The 18,724-nt window shown below is 60.5% G+C and carries 14 protein-coding genes and 1 pseudogene; 1 reads left to right on the top strand and 14 read right to left on the bottom strand.

What is annotated here, in order from left to right; genetic code table 11:
- Positions 1-47: 47 nt before the first annotated feature.
- The 13 genes and pseudogenes from CAQUA_RS05310 to pyrR all read right to left on the bottom strand — a co-directional run bounded on the left by CAQUA_RS05310 (position 48) and on the right by pyrR (position 16,055).
- A complete protein-coding gene (locus CAQUA_RS05310; protein ID WP_196824190.1) occupies positions 48-2,099 on the bottom strand; it encodes a primosomal protein N' in 2,052 nt (683 codons plus the stop codon).
- Positions 2,100-2,132: 33 nt separating this feature from the next.
- The gene (locus tag CAQUA_RS05305; protein ID WP_196824191.1) at positions 2,133-3,482 is read right to left on the bottom strand and encodes a hypothetical protein; all 1,350 of its coding nucleotides are present in this window, start codon (positions 3,480-3,482) and stop codon (positions 2,133-2,135) included.
- A 97-nt stretch (positions 3,483-3,579) separates the two neighbouring features.
- Positions 3,580-4,803, bottom strand: a complete 1,224-nt coding sequence (gene metK, locus CAQUA_RS05300; protein ID WP_196824192.1) for a methionine adenosyltransferase — start codon at positions 4,801-4,803, stop codon at positions 3,580-3,582.
- A gap of 113 nt (positions 4,804-4,916) precedes the next feature.
- Entirely contained in the window at positions 4,917-6,134 is a 1,218-nt protein-coding gene (gene coaBC, locus CAQUA_RS05295) for a bifunctional phosphopantothenoylcysteine decarboxylase/phosphopantothenate--cysteine ligase CoaBC (RefSeq protein ID WP_196824193.1), read from the bottom strand.
- A 115-nt stretch (positions 6,135-6,249) separates the two neighbouring features.
- Complete coding sequence (rpoZ, locus tag CAQUA_RS05290; protein WP_376993166.1) at positions 6,250-6,555, bottom strand: DNA-directed RNA polymerase subunit omega; 306 nt, start codon at positions 6,553-6,555, stop codon at positions 6,250-6,252.
- A gap of 91 nt (positions 6,556-6,646) precedes the next feature.
- Positions 6,647-7,204 (bottom strand): annotated as a pseudogene (gmk, locus tag CAQUA_RS05285) (guanylate kinase); the annotation flags it as partial.
- A gap of 12 nt (positions 7,205-7,216) precedes the next feature.
- Entirely contained in the window at positions 7,217-7,537 is a 321-nt protein-coding gene (gene mihF, locus CAQUA_RS05280) for an integration host factor, actinobacterial type (protein ID WP_196824196.1), read from the bottom strand.
- A gap of 262 nt (positions 7,538-7,799) precedes the next feature.
- The gene (pyrF, locus tag CAQUA_RS05275) at positions 7,800-8,654 is read right to left on the bottom strand and encodes an orotidine-5'-phosphate decarboxylase (RefSeq protein WP_196824197.1); all 855 of its coding nucleotides are present in this window, start codon (positions 8,652-8,654) and stop codon (positions 7,800-7,802) included.
- A gap of 13 nt (positions 8,655-8,667) precedes the next feature.
- Positions 8,668-12,003, bottom strand: a complete 3,336-nt coding sequence (gene carB / locus CAQUA_RS05270; RefSeq protein ID WP_196824198.1) for a carbamoyl-phosphate synthase large subunit — start codon at positions 12,001-12,003, stop codon at positions 8,668-8,670.
- A gap of 17 nt (positions 12,004-12,020) precedes the next feature.
- Complete coding sequence (gene carA / locus CAQUA_RS05265) at positions 12,021-13,226, bottom strand: glutamine-hydrolyzing carbamoyl-phosphate synthase small subunit (protein ID WP_196824199.1); 1,206 nt, start codon at positions 13,224-13,226, stop codon at positions 12,021-12,023.
- Positions 13,227-13,258: 32 nt separating this feature from the next.
- Positions 13,259-14,542 carry a dihydroorotase gene (locus tag CAQUA_RS05260; RefSeq protein ID WP_196824200.1) on the bottom strand — a complete coding sequence of 428 codons (1,284 nt, stop codon included), beginning with the start codon at positions 14,540-14,542 and terminating at the stop codon, positions 13,259-13,261.
- A gap of 4 nt (positions 14,543-14,546) precedes the next feature.
- The gene (locus CAQUA_RS05255) at positions 14,547-15,488 is read right to left on the bottom strand and encodes an aspartate carbamoyltransferase catalytic subunit (protein WP_196824201.1); all 942 of its coding nucleotides are present in this window, start codon (positions 15,486-15,488) and stop codon (positions 14,547-14,549) included.
- Positions 15,489-16,055 carry a bifunctional pyr operon transcriptional regulator/uracil phosphoribosyltransferase PyrR gene (pyrR, locus tag CAQUA_RS05250; protein ID WP_196824202.1) on the bottom strand — a complete coding sequence of 189 codons (567 nt, stop codon included), beginning with the start codon at positions 16,053-16,055 and terminating at the stop codon, positions 15,489-15,491.
- Between the two features lie 147 nt (positions 16,056-16,202).
- Here pyrR and CAQUA_RS05245 point away from each other — a divergent pair, with 147 nt between their 5' ends.
- Complete coding sequence (locus tag CAQUA_RS05245; RefSeq protein ID WP_196824203.1) at positions 16,203-17,594, top strand: TIGR01777 family oxidoreductase; 1,392 nt, start codon at positions 16,203-16,205, stop codon at positions 17,592-17,594.
- 207 nt (positions 17,595-17,801) lie between these two features.
- Here the strand turns inward: CAQUA_RS05245 and CAQUA_RS05240 are convergent, their stop codons facing one another.
- The gene (locus tag CAQUA_RS05240) at positions 17,802-18,650 is read right to left on the bottom strand and encodes a PPK2 family polyphosphate kinase (RefSeq protein WP_196824204.1); all 849 of its coding nucleotides are present in this window, start codon (positions 18,648-18,650) and stop codon (positions 17,802-17,804) included.
- Positions 18,651-18,724 lie beyond the last annotated feature (74 nt).

Raw genomic sequence — 18,724 nt, 5'->3', positions numbered from 1 at the left:
CTGACACCCTGTGCCTCGCGACAAGCCCGCCGGCTCGAGCCCATGCTCTAACCAATGTGGGTCGGATTGACTTGAATGCGTAAGGGAAGATCGGACTTTAGCGACGCTCGGGTCACGGTTGCCGCCCGCAACGCCTTACCCAGCTGAGTACGCGTGTTCAGCGGCGTGCGGATCAGCACACGTTGCGCTTCACCGTACTGGGCGCGATCCCATTCACCAGGAAGGTCGACCCCCGGCGGAAGATCAACCGGTCCGAGCACCTCGTGGGGTTCCGGAACACCAGAGCGATCAAGGATGCTGAGGAACTCGTCGAGCGATGCACGCGGTGAATCCACGGCCGCCATGTGGACAGCCGGCGGGAAACGAACATCTCGTCGTTGGCTCAACTCATAGCTCGCCTGCGCCTCAACGTCCCACCGAATCAGGTGTTGGACCACTTCAAGCGCAGCATCGGCGACGACGACCACTTCCCCGCCGTCGCTCACGGGCGCCACCAACGTCGCGGCATGAACCCACTTTTCAAAGGCATCCTCATGCGCCCGTAAATCAGGGCGATTGAGCAGCGCCCACGTATCCAACAGCACGGCAGCACCATACGCGCCGTCGAGCACAACCGGTTCCGCACCTGGTGTGGCCACAACGATGGCGGGGCCGTGTTCAATGTCGTCGCGGACACCCTCCCCGAAAGACGTAAGCACCTTGGTTGACGGAAACGCACGTCCGAGTTCCTCCGCCGTGCGTTCCGTGCCTAACACCACGGCACGGAGTCGGTGCGAACCACACGCGGGACACGTGTACATGGTCTCGATCCGGCCGCACCAACGGCAGGTAGGGGCGGCGGCTTCGCGTGACGACGGCAGGCCGAGCGGCCCATTGCAGGCGCGGCACCGTGCCGGTTCCCGGCAGGTACCGCACGCAAGCGTTTGGATGTAGCCCGTGCGCGGCACCTGGAACAACACTGGCTCGTTGCGCTCCAAGGCGCTGCGTGCTGCCTGAAAAGCGACACCGGGCAACCGTGCATGGCGGGCCCGGGGATCGCGTTCCAGCTCAAAGTCACTGTCCCCAGCTGCGTGAATGCGTGGTGCTCGCTGACGAAGGATCTCACGGGGCGCGGCCACGCTGCGCAGCCACCCTGCGTCGATAAGCAACTGCGTCTCCGGGGTACGCGCGAATCCCCCGATGATCAACGCACACTTCTCAATCGAAGAGCGAGTAGTAAGAACTTCCCGCGCATGGTCGTAGGGCGCCATCTGATTGACCAGCGATTCGTCACCGTCAAACATGACCACCGCGAGCTTCAAGTTGGCCACCGGGGCGTACGCCGCAGAACGCGTGCCGATCACGAGGCGCCCCTGACCATGAAGAACAGAGAGGTAGCGGGAATAGCGCGCCTGTGGTCCTTGCGAGGCGGTGAGCGTAGTGATCTGACGCGGCCCGACGATTTCGCGCAGTGCCGCGGACAGCCTGTCAACATCCCGTTGGTCCGGAACCACGATGAGAACCCCACCGCCATCGCGTGCCACCTTCGCCGCCAAAGCCGCGAGCGGCTCCGTCCAACTCGCGCCGGGCGCTACCTGCCACCCCGCACGGGGCGGGGCTGACGATTCGGCCGTCTCATTGGCAGTCTCCGCGATCACATCATCAACGAGTTCCGTACCACCCTCATACATGCTCCACGCCGATAAATCCGGTTCAGTGGACGCACCAAGCTTGTCCCAAGGAGTGTCCGTCGCCGTCTCAGCGCCCTTGGCATGACGCGGCGGAATACAGGTTCGGATGATGTCCGAACGGGTTGCCGCGTAGCGGTCCGCCAGGGCGTCGACAAGCTTGGCGATGCGCGGCGGGTACACGACCTCCGGGGAGATCACGCGCTCGATGTAGCGCAGCGTGCCTTCGAACTCCGTCTGCTCTGGGCGTTCCAGAACAATCGCGTCCACCAGACGGCCGGCGAATCGAACCCGGACCTTGACCCCTGGCGTGGCCAGGTCGGCGTCCTCTCCGCTGGCCAGATAATCAAACCCGCGGTCTAGGTGCGGAACTCCCAACAACGGCAAAACACGCACGACCACCTCGCGGGAGGGATCGTGCGTGTCTGCCATCAGCTGTACGGAACCTGGTTCTGCCGTGCGGGATTAGAAAGCGGAGTCGTAGTTTCCAGCGTCCGCACCGGCATCAGTGTCCACGTAGCTGTCGTCTGCGTAGGTCGCCGAGTCATCGACGTAGGTGTCAGCGTCGTTCACGTAAGTGTCAGAGTCCTCGACGAAGGTGTCAGAGTCCTCGACGAAGGTGTCAGAGTCGTTGATGTAGGTGTCGGAGTCGTTGACGTACGTGTCGGAGTCATCCACGTATGTCTGGGAGGAATCGATGGTGGTTTCAGAAGCATCGATGTTGGTGGAGTTCGCCTCGATGTTCGTGGTGCTGTCATCGATGAAGATCTCAGTGTTTTCGATGTTGGTCGTGCTGTTGTCCACGTACGTGTTGTTGTTCTGCACGAAGGTGGAGCTGTTGTCCACCACCACGTCATTGTCCTGGATGTAGGTCGAGCCGTTGTCCACGTAGGTCGTGTTGTTGTCCACCACGACGTCGTTGCCCTGGACGTAGGTCGTGTTGGTGTCCACGTAGGTGTTGTTGCCCTGCAGCAGGATGCTGTCTTCTGCAATCCAGACATCGTCAGCAACGCCATCGCTGTTGAAGTCAGACACCGTGTAGTCGATGTAGCCGTCGTTGTCCACGTCCACTGCGATGTAGTCCAAGTTGCCGTCACCGTCGTAGTCAAGCGCGTAGCCGTCGATCACGCCGTCACCGTCTACATCCAGAACGTATTCCTGGGCGCCATCAAACGAGCTAGACGGAGCAACTGCGTAACCGGTGTTCAGGGAGGTGGTGTCAAGGTCCGGGGAGTTAATACCCGCCTTACCGTCGCTAGGAAGGCCGATGTTCTCACCGGTGGCGTTCACGATGTCGTGGAACGCCTGTTCACCTTCCGCGAGTTGGTTGGCGCTGAGCGATCCATCATTGTGAACCTCATCCGCCACCTTGTCGGAGTCGTAGTGAATCTCCTCGTAGTTCGCGGTGCCGTCGCCGTCCGTGTCATAGAAGATCTGGTCCACGCCACCGTTTTCGTCCGTGTCCAGGTACTCCGCATCCGTCTTGCCATCGCCATCAGTGTCCACCAGGACGGTGTCTGCAACGCCGTTGCCATCGGTGTCCTTGATCGTGGCGTCAATCGCGCCATCGCCATCGGTGTCCATCTGGATCTCGTCGATGATGCCGTCGCCTGTGTTGTCCTTCTCCACGTAGTCCGCGGTGCCATCCTTGTTAGCGTCAACGCCAACCTCTTCCGGGGTGCCGTCGCTGTTGATGTCTACCACGTAGCCGTCTGCCTTGGAGTCACCGTCGACGTCTACGTAGAAGGTGTCCGCGGTGCCGTCGTTGTTGAGGTCGTCAGTGGAGATGATGCTCGGGTCGTTGTTGGTGGCCATTGGGAGTGTCCTTTCTAGGAGTGTGTGGTGTGTGTGTCGCTTATGTAATGCTGCCCGCACCCCTAGGGTTCCACGATCTTCAAAGAAATTTTGGTTTTTATTTCAAAACCGCCGCGCGAAGTTCGTCCACGCGGTTGGTCAGCTCCCACGGAAGCTCAATATCCGTGCGCCCAAAGTGACCATACGCTGCTGTTTTCGCGTAGATCGGGCGCAGGAGATCCAATTCACGGATGATCGCTGCCGGACGCAGATCAAAAACTTCTTGCACGGCCTGCTGGATGGATTCATTGGTCAGGCCGTCGGCTGCGGTACCAAACGTCTCCACATACAACCCCACTGGAGTCGCACGGCCAATTGCGTACGCCACCTGAACCTCAACGCGCTTCGCCAGCCCGGCGGCCACAATGTTCTTGGCCACCCAGCGCATCGCGTAAGCCGCGGAGCGGTCCACCTTTGACGGGTCCTTGCCCGAGAACGCGCCACCACCGTGGCGGGCCATGCCGCCGTAGGTATCCACGATGATCTTGCGGCCGGTCAATCCGGCATCGCCCATCGGCCCGCCCAGGACGAAGGATCCGGAGGGGTTAACCAGCAGCGTCGTCTCCTCGTCGAGGAAGTCACCAAGACCGGATTCCTCGAGCACGTACTTCACCACGTGCTCACGCAATTGCGGTTCGAGGGCCTCGCGCGTCAACTCCGGATCGTGCTGGGTGGAAATCACTACGGTGTCCAAGCGAACGGGGGTGTCGCCGTCGTACGCGAACGTCACCTGGGTCTTCCCATCAGGGCGCAATCCCGGAATGATGTTTTCCTTGCGCACCTGAGTCAAGCGGCGGGACAGCTTGTGCGCGGTGGCAATCGGGATCGGCATGTATTCCGGTGTCTCGTCCGTCGCATAGCCGAACATCAGGCCCTGGTCGCCGGCACCTGCCTTGTCTTCTGCCTCCGTCGATTCTTGGGAACGCACCTCAAGCGAATCCGTCACGCCGTCTGCAATCTCAGCTGACTGGTCGCCGATAGCGATGTTGACCCCGCACGTACGTCCGTCAAAACCGACCTCAGAAGACGTGAAGCCAATTTCGACGAGCTTGTCACGCACCAGTTTGGCGATGTTGGAGTACGCCTCAGTGCGCACCTCCCCCACCACGTGCACCTGGCCGGTGGTCACCAACGTTTCCACGGCAACTCGGGAAAGCGGGTCTTGCGCGAGCAGATCATCAAGGATCGTGTCCGAGATCGCATCGCAGATTTTGTCGGGGTGACCTTCGGTCACGGATTCACTGGTGAACAAGCGGTAGTACGGCTGTACGGAAGAAGTCATGCGCGCAACAATAGACCAATCTGTCTAATTTGGCAACGTGGGAACAGTCAGCTCCGTCTACCCGAAGGTCGCGCCGCTACGGTGCTCGCGCTAGCGCTCGCTGTGATTGTGGTTTAACGCTCGAAGCTCTCGATCGCGTCCCAGATTTCTGCGGCGACGACGTGTTTTGTGCCGTCCGCAATTTCCTCGACACCGCCGTCGGCGCTAAGCAGCCAGCCGCTGTTGCGCTCTTCCCCAAAGACCTTGCCGCCTTGAACGGAATTGACCATGAGCATGTCCGCACCTTTTCGTGCCAGCTTGGCCTTGCCGTACTCCAAGGGATTATCGGTCTCAGCAGCGAAACCGACGATGGTCGCGGAGGTCTCGCCGCTGTTCCGCTTCTCCACGAGGCCTTTGAGGATGTCCGGGTTCTCTACCAGCGTAATCGTTGCTAGTTGTTCGTCCGCGTGGCCTTTCTTCAGCTTGTGACCGGCCTCTTCTTCAGGGCGGTAATCCGCCACGGCCGCGGCCATGATCACAATGTCTGCATCTACTGCTGCGTCGTGTACTGCTTGATACATCTGGCGTGCTGAACGTACTTTGACGACGGTCGCGCCTGGCGGACTCAGAAGATCATCCGTGTCACCCGCGATGATGGTGACGTTGGCACCGCGGTTCACGGCGATATCCGCGAGCGCAAACCCTTGACGCCCAGAGGATCGGTTACCAATGAACCTGACCGGATCGATGTTCTCCTGCGTTCCACCGGCGCTGATCACAACGTTTTTTCCAAACAGCGAACGGTCGAACGTTCCGTGATCCATGACTGTGCGCGCCATTGCAGCGATCTGCGACGGCTCCGGTAGGCGCCCTGGGCCGGAGTCCTTCCCGGTGAGGCGCCCGTGTGCAGGTTCAAGGACAACTATGCCGCGGTCGCGCAGTGTATCTACGTTGGCCTGAGTGGCAGGATTGAGCCACATCTCCGTGTGCATCGCGGGAGCGATGACGATCGGGCACGTTGCCACGAGCACCGTGGCGGTGAGCAGGTCATCTGCTCGTCCGGCAGCGATCCGCGCAATCACGTCGGCGGTAGCCGGTGCAATGACGATCAGATCAGCTTCTTGTCCGACACGGACGTGCTGGACTTCGTCCACCTTGGTGAAGACACCGGTGTCGACGGGATTGCCCGACAAGGCCTCAAACGTCGCAGCACCGACGAAGTTCAAAGCTGACTCCGTGGGCACCACGCGCACGTTGTCACCAGCCTCAGTGAACTCCCGTACTAGATGGCAGGCTTTGTATGCTGCGATCCCGCCACTCACACCGACAACAACGTTGCGCTTTTCACTCACGCTGCACAACCTTACCGGGCTACAGCGCGCGCTGTGCGATACCGATGCCCACTTCAGACCAATGAAAAAGCGCCACCCGGGCTTAGGTGACGCTTCAGTGGACGCTCGAAATGCCCTACTGGCCTTCCTCGTGCTCCAGCAGCTCTGCCTCAACCTCACGCAGTGCGATGGACAGCGGCTTCTCGCCCGGCTCTGGGGTTACCAGTGGCCCAATGAACTCAAAGACGCCCTCATCGTGCTCCTGGTAGAAGCTGTTGATCTGACGTGCGCGCTTCGCAGCAAAGATCACAAGAGCGTACTTGGAGGAGACCTTGGTCAACAGCTCATCAATAGGCGGTGCCGTAATGCCCTCTGGGGTATCAAACACCTTGTCCTCGGCGTTCGCTGTTGTTGCCAAATCGTTGGTCACGTTCTCACTCACTTCTTCGTTATAGCTGGTTTTCTTCTGCCGCGTTAGAGTCAGCCGCATCAAGGTGGTTGTTCACTGTGTGCCCGACAACCCGCGCAGTACCGCCAAGCAGAATATCACTGATCTGCTTCACAGCCGCATCAAGCTCATTGTTCACCACAACCCCGTCAAATTCGCCTTGGGCGGCGAGCTCTTCCCGGGCCGTGTTCAAACGACGCTCGATGACTTCTTCGGGCTCGGTACCGCGGCCAGTGAGACGCTGCACCAGGATCTCCCAGGACGGCGGTGCCAGGAAAACGGTGACCGCCTCCGGCATCATGGCCTTGATATTGCGCGCACCCTCCAAGTCAACCTCAACTAAGACGGGGCGACCGGCATCGAGCGCACTGCGAACAGGTTGCGCAGGAGTACCGGAACGCTGGAGGCCGCCATGGATATCGGCCCATTCCAGCATCTCACCCGCATCAATCCGTTCCTGGAAGTTCTCCGGCGTGACAAAGAAGTAGTCACGGCCATCCACTTCCCCAGGGCGCGGGGCCCGCGTGGTCATGGACACCGAGAAGTACAAATCCTTCACATCGTCACGCAGACGGTTGACCACGGTTGACTTACCAACGGCAGAAGGGCCAGCCAAAACTACCAGCCGACCCTTCGTATTCATGACGCGCTCCAATTATGCGGAGTAGCCGAAACGCTCAAGCAGAGCACGACGCTGACGGTCACCCAGGCCGCGGAGGCGGCGGGTCTGAGCGATCTCCAGCTCCTCCATGATCTCGCGTGCCTTAACCTTGCCCACCTTCGGCATAGCCTCGAGCAGAGCAGACACCTTGGTCTTACCAACGATCTCATCGGACTCGGCCTTGTCCAGAACGTCCTTGAGCGTGGTCTCGCCGCGCTTCAGGGCAGCCTTGAGCTCTGCGCGCTGCTTACGGGCCTCAGCTGCCTTGGCAAGAGCCTCTTGGCGCTGTTCTGGGGTCAACTCGGGAAGAGCCACTTGTTTCCTCCATGTTTTCTCGGGAATAAAAGTTTGTGTACATCCAGATGTACTCGGCTGGACGTCGGCGACGCTACACGGCCAGAATGACAACCGTGCAATTCACCAATTTCCGCTTAGTTTAACACCGGATTCTCCTCAACGCGATATCCGTAGCTGTGTTTAAGCACGTCATCGCGGGGACGTGTTTAACCTACCAGGTGTTTTGCCTGCTGTGTCAAATAGGGGCCGGGCGGAGAGTTTCCACCACATAGCCCCTCTCTTATATGACGTGTTTAGCCAGCTCAACGGCACGTTTTCGGAGCTCGGCAACGTCCGGGCCCGCAGAAAGCACGGAACGCGAGACATTCGGGAACACCAAGTGTGCGTTTGCACCCGCGATCCGCGTGACGTCCTCAAGCGTTGCACCTTGAGCACCGACGCCGGGCATCAGGACCGGCCCGTTGAGGTGATCTAAAACAGGGGGTGTCTTCACCGTCGCGCCGACGACGACGCCCACGTGCCCGATCCCGGGGACCTCATTCAACCTGGCACACTCATCGACCATGAACTGCGCCAACGTCGGTGCCTGAGCAGTGTCTGAGGGCGTGGACGGTGCCCCATCCCCATCGTCGAGAAGCGTGCGCGATTGCAACGCCTCGGCTTCGGGGTTGGAGTTGGCAGCCATGATGAAGACTCCTCTTCCCTCACGACCAGCCATTTCAATCGCGGGTTGGAGGGAACCGACACCCAGATACGGGGTGAGCGTTACCGCGTCACAGGACAGCGGTGAGCTGTCGTCGAGCCACGCGTAGGCATAACCCTGCATCGTGGAGCCAATGTCACCGCGCTTCGCATCCGCGACTACCAGCGAGTCGCCCCGTAACGCAGAGATGGTTTCTTCCAGCACCGCGAAACCAGCTGAACCGAAGCGTTCATAGAACGCCACTTGCGGTTTGATCAGCGCAACGTGGCCGGAAAACGCTTCCGCGCAGCGCAGGGAGAACTCGCGCAACCCCTTTACGTCCGGGCTGAGTCCCCACGAGACCAGTAGCGTTTCGTGCGGGTCAATGCCCACGCACAGCCTGCCGTATTTGTCGCCGGCCTCAACGAGCCTGTGGCCAAACCCTGTTCCCATGGGGCTTCCTTTCTTACGCGGTGTGGTCGAGTTCCTGCAGGCTGGTCACGGTGACCTCGTTGGCGCGCAGTGCCTCGATGCCTTGGACAGCTGCGGTGATGCCCTGGACGTTGGTCATCATCGGAACGTTGTTCGCTGCTGCGGCGCTGCGGATCTCATAACCATCGTGGCGGGCACCGGAGGAACCAGCCGGGGTGTTCAGGATCAGGTCAATCTCGCCGTCCTTGATCCGGTCCACGATTGACTTGCCGTCCGCGCCCTCACGAACGTCCGATGCCTTAAGCGCAACTTCGCACTCGATACCGTTGCGGCGCAACATAGACGCCGTTCCTGCGGTGGCCACAATGTTGAAGCCCATCGTCGACAAGCGCTGGATCGGGAAGATCACGCTGCGCTTATCGCGGTTAGCAACGGAGACGAACACTGTGCCTTCCACGGGCAGTTCGCCGAAGGCCGCGTCTTCGGCCTTGGCATAGGCGACGCCGAAGCTCGGCGCCAGGCCCATGACCTCACCGGTGGACTTCATCTCCGGGCCAAGGATGGTGTCTAGGATCTCCCCTTCCGGCGTGCGGAAGCGGGCGAACGGCAGCACAGCCTCCTTCACCGCAATCGGGTGGGTCAGCGGCAGCGAGCCACCGTCGTACTCCGACGGAAGCAGGCCCTCATCCATAAGCTCAGGGATCGTCGCACCCATCATGATGCGCGACGCTGCCTTAGCCAGGTGAACACCCGTGGCCTTGGACACGAAGGGCACGGTGCGCGATGCACGCGGGTTGGCCTCAATCACGTACAAGATGTCGTCTTTCAGGGCGAACTGGACGTTCATGAGCCCCTTTACGCCGATTCCGTGCGCCAGAACCTCAGCGGAGCGACGAACCTTGTCGATGTCTTCCGGACCGATGGTCATCGGCGGCAGTGCACACGCGGAGTCACCGGAGTGGATTCCGGCTTCCTCGATGTGTTCCATCACGCCACCCAAGTACACGTTCTCCCCGTCAGACAGCACGTCGACGTCAATCTCAATCGCCGAATCCAAGAAGCGGTCCACCAGCACCGGGTGATCCGGGGTGAGCTCGGTGGCGCGGTTGATGTAGTCCTCCAGGCTCGCCTCGTCATAGACGATCTCCATGCCGCGGCCACCCAGAACATACGACGGTCGGACCAACACCGGGTAGCCGATCTTGGCTGCAACATCGCGGGCTTCGGCGAAGCTCGTCGCGGTACCAAACGCAGGTGCGGGCAGGTTACCGGACTCCAGGACCTTCCCAAACTCACCGCGGTCTTCGGCCAAGTTGATGGCCTCCGGGGTGGTGCCCACGACCGGAACCCCGGCGTCGGCAAGCCGCTGCGCAAGCCCCAGCGGGGTTTGGCCACCAAGCTGCACGATCACGCCAGCGACCGTGCCTGTTTCGCTTTCTGCACGGTAGATCTCCATGACATCTTCAAACGTCAGCGGTTCGAAGAACAGGCGATCTGCGGTGTCATAGTCAGTGGACACCGTCTCCGGGTTGCAGTTGACCATCACCGTCTCATAGCCAACGCGGGAAAGCTCAAGGGCCGCGTGAACACAGGAGTAGTCAAACTCAATTCCCTGGCCAATGCGGTTCGGGCCGGAGCCCAAGATGATGACTTTCTCCTTGTCCGATGAGTGAGCCGCGACTTCGTTTTCGGCCGCCTCGTCGTATTCGTACGCGGAGTACAGGTACGGGGTCTGCGCCTCAAACTCGCCGGCGCAGGTGTCCACGGTCTTATATACGGGGTGGATGCCCAGGGACCAGCGCAGTGTGCGCACGCCGTCCTCACCAGCAAATTCCGGACGCAACGCTGCGATCTGCGTGTCCGACAGACCGTAGACCTTTGCCTCACGCAGCAGCTCTGCGTCAAGCACCGGCGCGTCGAGAAGCTCCTGCCTAAAGTCCACCAGGGCCTGGAGCTCCGCGAGGAACCATGGGTCTATGTCAGAGGCTTCGTAGACCTGCTCGATCGACGCGCCCAAACGCAGAGCGAGCTCAACGTCGTACATTCGCTTATCGACGGGGGTGCGCAGGCTGTCCAGCACCGCGTTCACATCGGTCTCACGTCCCTCGGCGAAGTAAGAATCCGGCTTGGTCCAGAAACCGTTCGGCTTGTCTTCCATGGAGCGCATGACCTTGTTCAGGCCCTGGATGTAGTTGCGGCCAATCCCCATGGCCTCGCCCACCGCCTTCATCGACGTGCCCAGGGTCTCATCGGAGCCCGGGAACTTTTCGAAGGCGAAGCGCGGCATCTTCACGATGACGTAGTCGAGCGTCGGCTCAAATGCAGCCGGGGTGACACCAGTGATGTCGTTGGTGATCTCATCCAGTGTGTACCCGATCGCCAGCTTGGAGGCGATCTTTGCAATCGGGAAACCGGTGGCCTTGGACGCGAGCGCCGAAGAGCGGGACACGCGGGGGTTCATTTCGATGGTGATGATGCGGCCGTCGGTGGGGTTGACTGCGAACTGGATGTTGCAGCCACCGGTGTCCACACCGACCTCGCGGATAATCGCGATGCCCTGATCGCGCATCTTCTGGAACTCGCGGTCCGTCAGCGTCAGCGCGGGCGCAACAGTCACCGAGTCACCGGTGTGAACGCCGAGCGCATCTACGTTTTCAATCGATGCGATGACCACGACATTGTCGTCGCCGTCGCGCATCAGCTCAAGCTCGAATTCTTTCCAGCCAAGAATGGATTCTTCAATTAGAACATTGGCCTCAGGGCTGGCTTCTAGGCCAAGTCCTGCGATGCGCTCGAGGTCCTCCATCGTGAAAGCCAAACCGGAACCCAGGCCACCCATGGTGAACGACGGACGCACGACGACAGGCAAGCCGAGCTCCGCGACAGTGTCTTTGACCTCATCCATGGTGAAGCACACGCGCGAGCGGGCCGATTCACCACCGATCTTCTCCACGATGTCCTTGAACTTCTGACGGTCCTCACCGCGCTCAATCGCGTCGATGTTTGCACCGATCAGCTCTACGCCGTGCTTTTCCAAAATGCCCATGCGGTCAAGCTGGATCGCGGCGTTCAGCGCGGTCTGGCCACCCAGCGTTGCAAGAATCGCGTCGACCTTGTGGCCTTGGGCTGCCTCACGCTCAAGGATGCGGTCAATGTACTCCGGCTGAATCGGTTCCACGTAGGTGTGGTCAGCAAACTCCGGGTCGGTCATGATCGTCGCCGGGTTCGAGTTAATCAGCGTGACGCGCAGGCCCTCATCTTTGAGGACGCGGCACGCCTGCGTACCGGAGTAGTCAAACTCACACGCCTGACCAATGACGATCGGGCCGGAACCGATAACCAGGACGTGGTTGATGTCTTCTCGTTTCATGTCAATTCCTTTCCTGGTTAGTTGTTCTCTGCGTTTCGCTTGTGTGCTTGGTGCTCATCCATGAGGCCCACGAACTGATCAAACAGCGGGTTCGCATCGTGCGGCCCGGCAGCAGATTCCGGGTGGTACTGCACGGAGTAGGCCTTGCCGTTTTCCAGGGCAACGCCTTCCACCACTCCGTCATTAAGGCAGGTGTGTGTGATCACGGCTGGACCGAAATCAGTCTCAAACCGACCGTTGCCATCAGCGATATCCTTCGCGCTCACGCCCTCTGGGGCGCTGAGAGCGAAGCCGTGGTTCTGGCTCGTGATGTCGATCTTGCCCGTGAGGTGGTTCTTCACTGGGACGTTCACCCCGCGGTGACCGAACTTCAGCTTGTAGGTATCCAGGCCGAAAGCGCGGCCCAAGATCTGGTTGCCAAAGCAGATGCCGAACAACGGGATGCCGCGCTCAATGATGCCGCGGGTGGCCTCCACCATGGCGTCTGCCGTGGCCGGGTCTCCGGGGCCGTTAGAGATGAATACGCCGTCAGGGTCGTGGCTTTCAATTTCCTCGACCGGTGTGTTCGCAGGCACGACGATGGTTTCAATGCCGCGCTTGGCAAAGTGGGCCGGTGTGGCGGATTTAATGCCCATGTCGTAGGCCACGACGCGGTACTTCACCTCACCCTCGGCGGGAAGAACGTACGTCTCCGACGTGGAAACGTCCGCGGCCAGGTCTGCGCCCTTCATCGAGGGCTGCTCGTTCACGCGGGCCACCAGCGAGTCAACATCTTCGAGCGCGTGCTCCCCGGTAAAAATTCCGGCGGCGATCGAGCCATAGTTGCGCAGGTGGCGCACGAGCGTTCGGGTGTCTACGCCGTAGATGCCCGTGATGTTCTGGGCCTTCATCTCATCTTCCAAGCTGCGCTCCGCACGCCAGTTGGAGACCCGCTTGGCCAAGTCACGGATTACCAAGCCAGCTACCCAGATTCGGTTGTCGTGGGACTCATTGTCCTCATCGTTCCACCCGGTGTTGCCAATCTGCGGCGCCGTCGCCACCACGATCTGGCGGTGGTAGGACGGGTCCGTCATCGTCTCCTGGTAGCCGGTCATCGCGGTGGTAAATACGGCCTCACCGAACACGGCGGTGCCATCACCATCTTCGGCCGCGCCGAAGGCAAACCCCGGGAACGTTTTTCCATCAGCGAGAACCAGCACGGCTGGTACACGTGTCTTACTCATCAATAATCCTTAACTGTTCTTTCGTGCTGGTTTTAGTTCTTCAACTCGTAGGTTTGCGTTCCGCGCAGGAAGGTTGCCGTTACTCGGGCGTTGAACTCCATGCCTTCGTACGGAGTGTTGGACGCCTTCGATTCCATTTCTTTGCCGTTGGCCGTCCATGGGTTGTGCGGATCTACCAGGGTGAGGTTCGCTGGCTCTCCAACCGCGATCGGGCGTCCTTGATCAGCCAGACGCATGATCTCGGCGGGACGCTCACTCATCACCTTGGCCACAAAACGCCAATCAGCCAGGCCAGACTCCACGAAGATCTGTGCAACAGCGGCCAATGACGTTTCCATCCCCAGCATTCCGGGCTTGGCTTGGTCGAACTCAACGCACTTGTCTTCGCTGCCGTGCGGAGCATGGTCGGTGGCAACCACGTCAATCGTCCCGTCGAGAAGCGCATCGCGCAGCGCAACAGTGTCCTTATCCTCACGCAGCGGCGGGTTGACGCGGAAGACGCCGTCGTAGCTTTCCAGCTTCGCGTCCGTGAGCAACAAGTGATGCGGAGTCACCTCGGCGGAGACCTCAATCCCCTGCTCTTTCGCCCACCGTAGGAGCGCAACCGTACCTTCTGTGGAAGCGTGGCAGACGTGGTAGCGGCCGCCATAATCGCGCGTCATGATGAGGTCGCGGGCGACGATCGACTCTTCCGCCACGCGCGGCCACCCACGCAACCCCAAGCGCGCAGCGTTCGGGCCTTCATGCGCACATGCGCCTTCTGTCATGCGGTGATCCTCGGCGTGCTGCGCGAGCACCACATCATACGTCTTCGCGTATTCAATGGCGCGGCGCATCAGCTGCGGGTCGTTGACACAACGGCCGTCGTCCGAGAACATTTTCACCCCAACACCAGCCATCAGGCCGATCTCCGTCAGGGTCTCCCCCGCCAGCTTCTGCGTAATGGAACCCACAGGGTAGACGTCACAAACACCGTGTGCTTGGCCCTTGTCCCACACAGCTTCGGCGAGGAACGGCTGGTCAATCACCGGGGATGTGTTGGCCATAGTGAACACGGCGGTGAAACCACCCTTCGCCGCGGCGTTGGACCCAGTGGCGATCGTCTCCGTATCCTCCCGGCCCGGCTCCCGCAGGTGAACGTGCATATCCACCAAGCCCGGCAGCAGCACGTTGCCGCCCCCGTCGATGACCGTCTCGGCGACATCCTCGTCAAACGGGGTATCCGCGATGGCCGAAATGAGGCCATCGCCGTCGATAAGCACGTGCTTGATGTCCTCGCCGTACGGGCGGACGTTGTTTAACGCGAGAGTGCTCATGGTTTTAGGCTCCTTCCTCTCCGTTTGCCAAAAGTGTGAACAGCACGGCCATGCGGGTGTACACACCGTTCGTCACCTGGTCTAAAACAACCGTGTTGTCCAGATCGGCGACGTCAAAGTTGATCTCCATCCCGCGCAACATTGGCCCGGGGTGCATGATGATGGCCTCGCTTCCAAGCCGCTGCGCGCGGTCCTTGGACAAGCCGTACATCGTGGCGTACTCGCGGTGTGAGGGGAAGAAACCGCCGAGCATGCGCTCTTGCTGTACGCGCAGCATCATCACCACGTCGGGTGTGCCCTGACCTGAATCATCCAACGCGGCGTCAAAGTCACTGGTCACATCACACGGCCACGATTCAACGCCCATCGGCAAAAGCGTGGGCGGCGCGACCAGCGTCACGTGCGCGCCGAGTGCGGACAGCAGGTCCACGTTCGACCGCACAACGCGGGAGTGCAACACGTCGCCCACAATCAGAACCCTCTTGCCGTCCAGATCGCCCAGGTTCTGGCGCATGGTCACGGCGTCAAGCAACGCTTGCGTTGGGTGCTGGTGCGAACCATCGCCCGCATTAATAATCGCGGCGCCAGGCACCCACTCACGCAGAAGGTTCGGCGCACCAGAGGACGGGTGGCGCATGATAATCGCATCAGCACCCACCGACCTCAGCGTCAACGCCGTGTCCTTCAAAGACTCGCCCTTTTTCACGCTTGACGACGAGGCGGAGACGTTAATCACGTCCGCGCTCATCCATTTGCCGGCGGTTTCGAACGAGGACCGCGTACGGGTCGAGTTTTCGTAGAACAGCGTGAAGATCGTCCGCCCGCGCAACGTCGGCAACTTTTTCATTTCCCTGCCGTGCAGCGCTTCGCGGAACCGGTCAGCCTCATCCATCAGGCCAATGATTTCTTCACGCGATAGATCTGAAATTGAAATCAGGTGCTTCATCTATCCGTTCACTCCTTCATCGCCCCGATCCTTGATCAGCACGACCCCATCCGAGTCGTCGATAGGCGTGAGCGTTACCTTCACATCCTCGTGGCGGGACGTGGGAATGTTCTTTCCTACGTAGTCTGCGCGGATCGGCAGCTCCCTGTGCCCGCGGTCGACTAAGACAGCGAGTTGAATAGCCCGGGGGCGACCGATGTCGCTCAATGCGTCGAGTGCCGCACGGATGGTGCGCCCTGAAAACAGCACGTCATCCACTAGAACCACGATCGCATCATTGATGTCGGTGGGAATATCGGTCGGCCGCAGCGCCCTGTGCGGGCGGGCGTGCAAATCATCACGATAAAGAGTGACGTCCAAACTGCCGACCGGAACGTTCACCCCCGCGAACTCTGAAATCGCGCCCGCGATGCGGCGTGCAAGCGGGACTCCCCCTGAAGGAATTCCCAACAACACCACGGTGGGTGCGTCGGGCGAATCAACCGCTGTTTTTTCGATGACTTGGTGCGCGATGCGTGCAATCGTGCGCGACACATCATCTGCATCGAGCAGCTTTGTCACACTCATCGAACCTCCTTCCCCGCCTCTCTGTGCGGAATTTAAAGGATGTTTCCTGCGTTACCGGATCTTCCGGCGTGACCCGCGCTTTATCTCTAAGCTCAGGTACCAACAGCCAGATTACACCTTCCCCGTGACAAAGCAGGTACCCGTAAAATGTCGCTCTCCGCAATCCACGCCATCAAGGCCCCACTCGAGCAAGTCTGGGAATGGCACACACGCCCCGGCGCAGTTCAGCGCCTCACTCCCCCGTTCCTCCCAATGAAAGTGCGCGAGGGCGCCAGCAACCTCAAGGACGGGACAACCGTCTTCGACCTGCCTGCTGGCCAGAAGTGGGTGGCCAAACACGACCCGGACAAGTACAAGGAGTTCCACCAGTTCTCCGACGTCGCAGCGAACACCCCCATTAAGCAGCTCACCGGGTGGCGCCACACGCACGTCTTCACCACGAAAAAGGACGGCACAACCCGGATCAGCGACCACGTCGATGCCCGCGTGCCAGCAGCTCTGCTCAAACCAGCGTTCGCCTACCGCCAGCACCAGCTCACCCAGGACCTCGCATTCCTCGACCGGATGAGCACGCTCACCCCCACCGGCGGCGATCCGACCAAGCAACGCCTTGTAATCGCCATGACCGGTTCGCGCGGGCTCGTCGGAACAGCCCTGACCGCCCAACTCACCACCGCTGGGCATTCAGTAATTCAGCTTGTCCGCGGCGAGCCCACCGGTACACACCAACGCCACTGGGATATGGAAAACCCTGACCAGGAGATGCTCAAAGGCGTCGACGCGGTGGTTCACCTAGCGGGTGAATCAATCATGGGCCGGTTCAATGATGACCACAAAGCCAAGATCTACTCCTCCCGCGTCGGCCCCACCCGCACCCTCGCACGAGCTGCCGCCGATGCGGGCGTGCGCACCTTCGTGTCCGCCTCCGCTGTGGGCTTCTACGGCACCGACGCTGGCGATCGCGTCCACACGGAAAACGATGGCCCCGACGAAGGCTTCCTCGCCGACGTTGTCAATGACTGGGAAAAGGCCACCGTCTACGCCAAAGAAGGCGGCGTACGCACGGTGAACATCCGCACCGGACTGGCGCTATCTGGCGCCGGCGGTCTGCTGCCCGTCCTCAAACTCTCCGCGAAAACCACAATGACCGCGCGTTTCGGCGATGGCGAGTTCTGGATGAGCTGGATTGCCCTCGACGACCTGACCGACATCTACTTCCGCGCAATCGTCGACGATTCAGTCTCCGGCCCCATCAATGCCACCGCCCCCAACCCGGTGACAAACCGCGAGCTGTCCGAAACCCTCACTTCAACAGTGCACCGCCCTGAGCTCATCGGCATTCCGGACTTCGGCCCCAAGATCCTCCTCGGTGAGGAAGGCGCCAAGGAACTAGCCTTGGCCGACCAACGCGTTGAACCCACCAAACTCCGCGAACTGAACCACCACTTCCGTTACCCCACGCTCCAACAAGCTCTCAACCACGAACTCGGCCGAGAGATGCTCCTGCGCCAGCCGACGCGCGACACCCCCGTCAATTAGACGTAAACAACCGACCCCGCGCGCGGTTTTTTACCCTCGCGCGCAGGCACGCGCGTCCTCGGCCCGCACTCTTCCGGCGCGCACGCCCGGTTTCCTTGAGTGGTTCGGCCACTCAACGATGTTTGACACGGAAACCCGCAGGTCGCGGCAGAACAATTTCCTTGAGTGGTTCGGCCACTCAAGGAGAATGCCGAAAATGAATGGGAGTTAGCTTTCTTCGAGGCGGGCCAGCTCCACCGCCGGGTCGAAATCGGGGGCGGGCCATTCCAGGTTCAGGGAGCGCAGCGCGTCGACGATGAGCGACTTCACCACGGTGCGGCAGTACGTCTTGTCGTCGCTAGGCACGCAGTACCACGGCGCTACGTCAGTGGAAGTGCGCGTCATGGCGATCTCGTAGGCCTCCTGGAACTCGTCCCAGAGCTTCCGGTCGTCGATGTCGCCGGGGTTGTACTTCCAGTGCTTGTCCTCGCGCTCGATGCGCTTGCGCAGGTTCTCTTTCTGGAATTCCTTGGAGATGTGCGGCATGACTTTGATGATCTTGGTGCCGCGAGCAGCCAGTTCGTTCTCAAACTCGACGATTGCGCCGTAACGGCGTTCGATCTCTTCCGGCGGGGCCATCTGCTTCACGCGCTGGACTAGAACGTCCTCGTAGTGGGAACGGTCGAAAACGCTGACCATGCCCGGTGCGGGAAGGTGCGGCTCGAAACGCCACAGGAAGTCATGCTTGCGCTCTTCCTCTGTGGGTTTGCCAAAGGCCTTGATTCGCACTCCCTGCGGATCCATTGCATCGCCAACGACGTGGCGGATAATGCCGCCCTTGCCGGAGGTGTCCGTTCCTTGCAGAACAAGGAGAAGTGAACCCGCGTTCTCATTACCTGCACGTCCATTGGCGTACAGGCATTCTTGCAGATCAGCGATTTCTTCATCGAAATCGTTGAACGCCTTATCCACCTCACCCGGTTTCACCCCGGGAGTGGACGAAGGGTCTACGTCCGCGATACGAAAGTCTGGCGTGACGCGGAGCTTCTTGGCCTCTTCGATGGTGACCTTAGCCAACCGGATCGACTCCTTCGGGGTCGGTAATAGTGCCCACGGGCTGCTCGGCGGGTGCGGGCTGCTCGGGTTCGGCG

The sequence above is a fragment of the Corynebacterium aquatimens genome (assembly GCF_030408395.1).
GTDB classification, from domain to species: domain Bacteria; phylum Actinomycetota; class Actinomycetes; order Mycobacteriales; family Mycobacteriaceae; genus Corynebacterium; species Corynebacterium aquatimens.
Note: the sequence above shows the minus strand (reverse complement) of the source record. Positions and strands in the feature narration are given on the sequence as shown.

Bases quoted from the DNA above. Each gene is read 5' to 3' on its own strand.
- CAQUA_RS05255 (WP_196824201.1), bottom strand. From the start codon at position 15,488: ATGAAGCACCTGATTTCAATTTCAGATCTATCGCGTGAAGAAATCATT.
- CAQUA_RS05305 (WP_196824191.1), bottom strand. From the start codon at position 3,482: ATGGCCACCAACAACGACCCGAGCATCATCTCCACTGACGACCTCAAC.
- pyrF (WP_196824197.1), bottom strand. From the start codon at position 8,654: ATGGGAACAGGGTTTGGCCACAGGCTCGTTGAGGCCGGCGACAAATAC.
- metK (WP_196824192.1), bottom strand. From the start codon at position 4,803: ATGACTTCTTCCGTACAGCCGTACTACCGCTTGTTCACCAGTGAATCC.
- pyrR (WP_196824202.1), bottom strand. From the start codon at position 16,055: ATGAGTGTGACAAAGCTGCTCGATGCAGATGATGTGTCGCGCACGATT.
- CAQUA_RS05260 (WP_196824200.1), bottom strand. From the start codon at position 14,542: ATGAGCACTCTCGCGTTAAACAACGTCCGCCCGTACGGCGAGGACATC.
- CAQUA_RS05245 (WP_196824203.1), top strand. From the start codon at position 16,203: ATGTCGCTCTCCGCAATCCACGCCATCAAGGCCCCACTCGAGCAAGTC.
- carA (WP_196824199.1), bottom strand. From the start codon at position 13,226: ATGAGTAAGACACGTGTACCAGCCGTGCTGGTTCTCGCTGATGGAAAA.
- carB (WP_196824198.1), bottom strand. From the start codon at position 12,003: ATGAAACGAGAAGACATCAACCACGTCCTGGTTATCGGTTCCGGCCCG.
- CAQUA_RS05310 (WP_196824190.1), bottom strand. From the start codon at position 2,099: ATGGCAGACACGCACGATCCCTCCCGCGAGGTGGTCGTGCGTGTTTTG.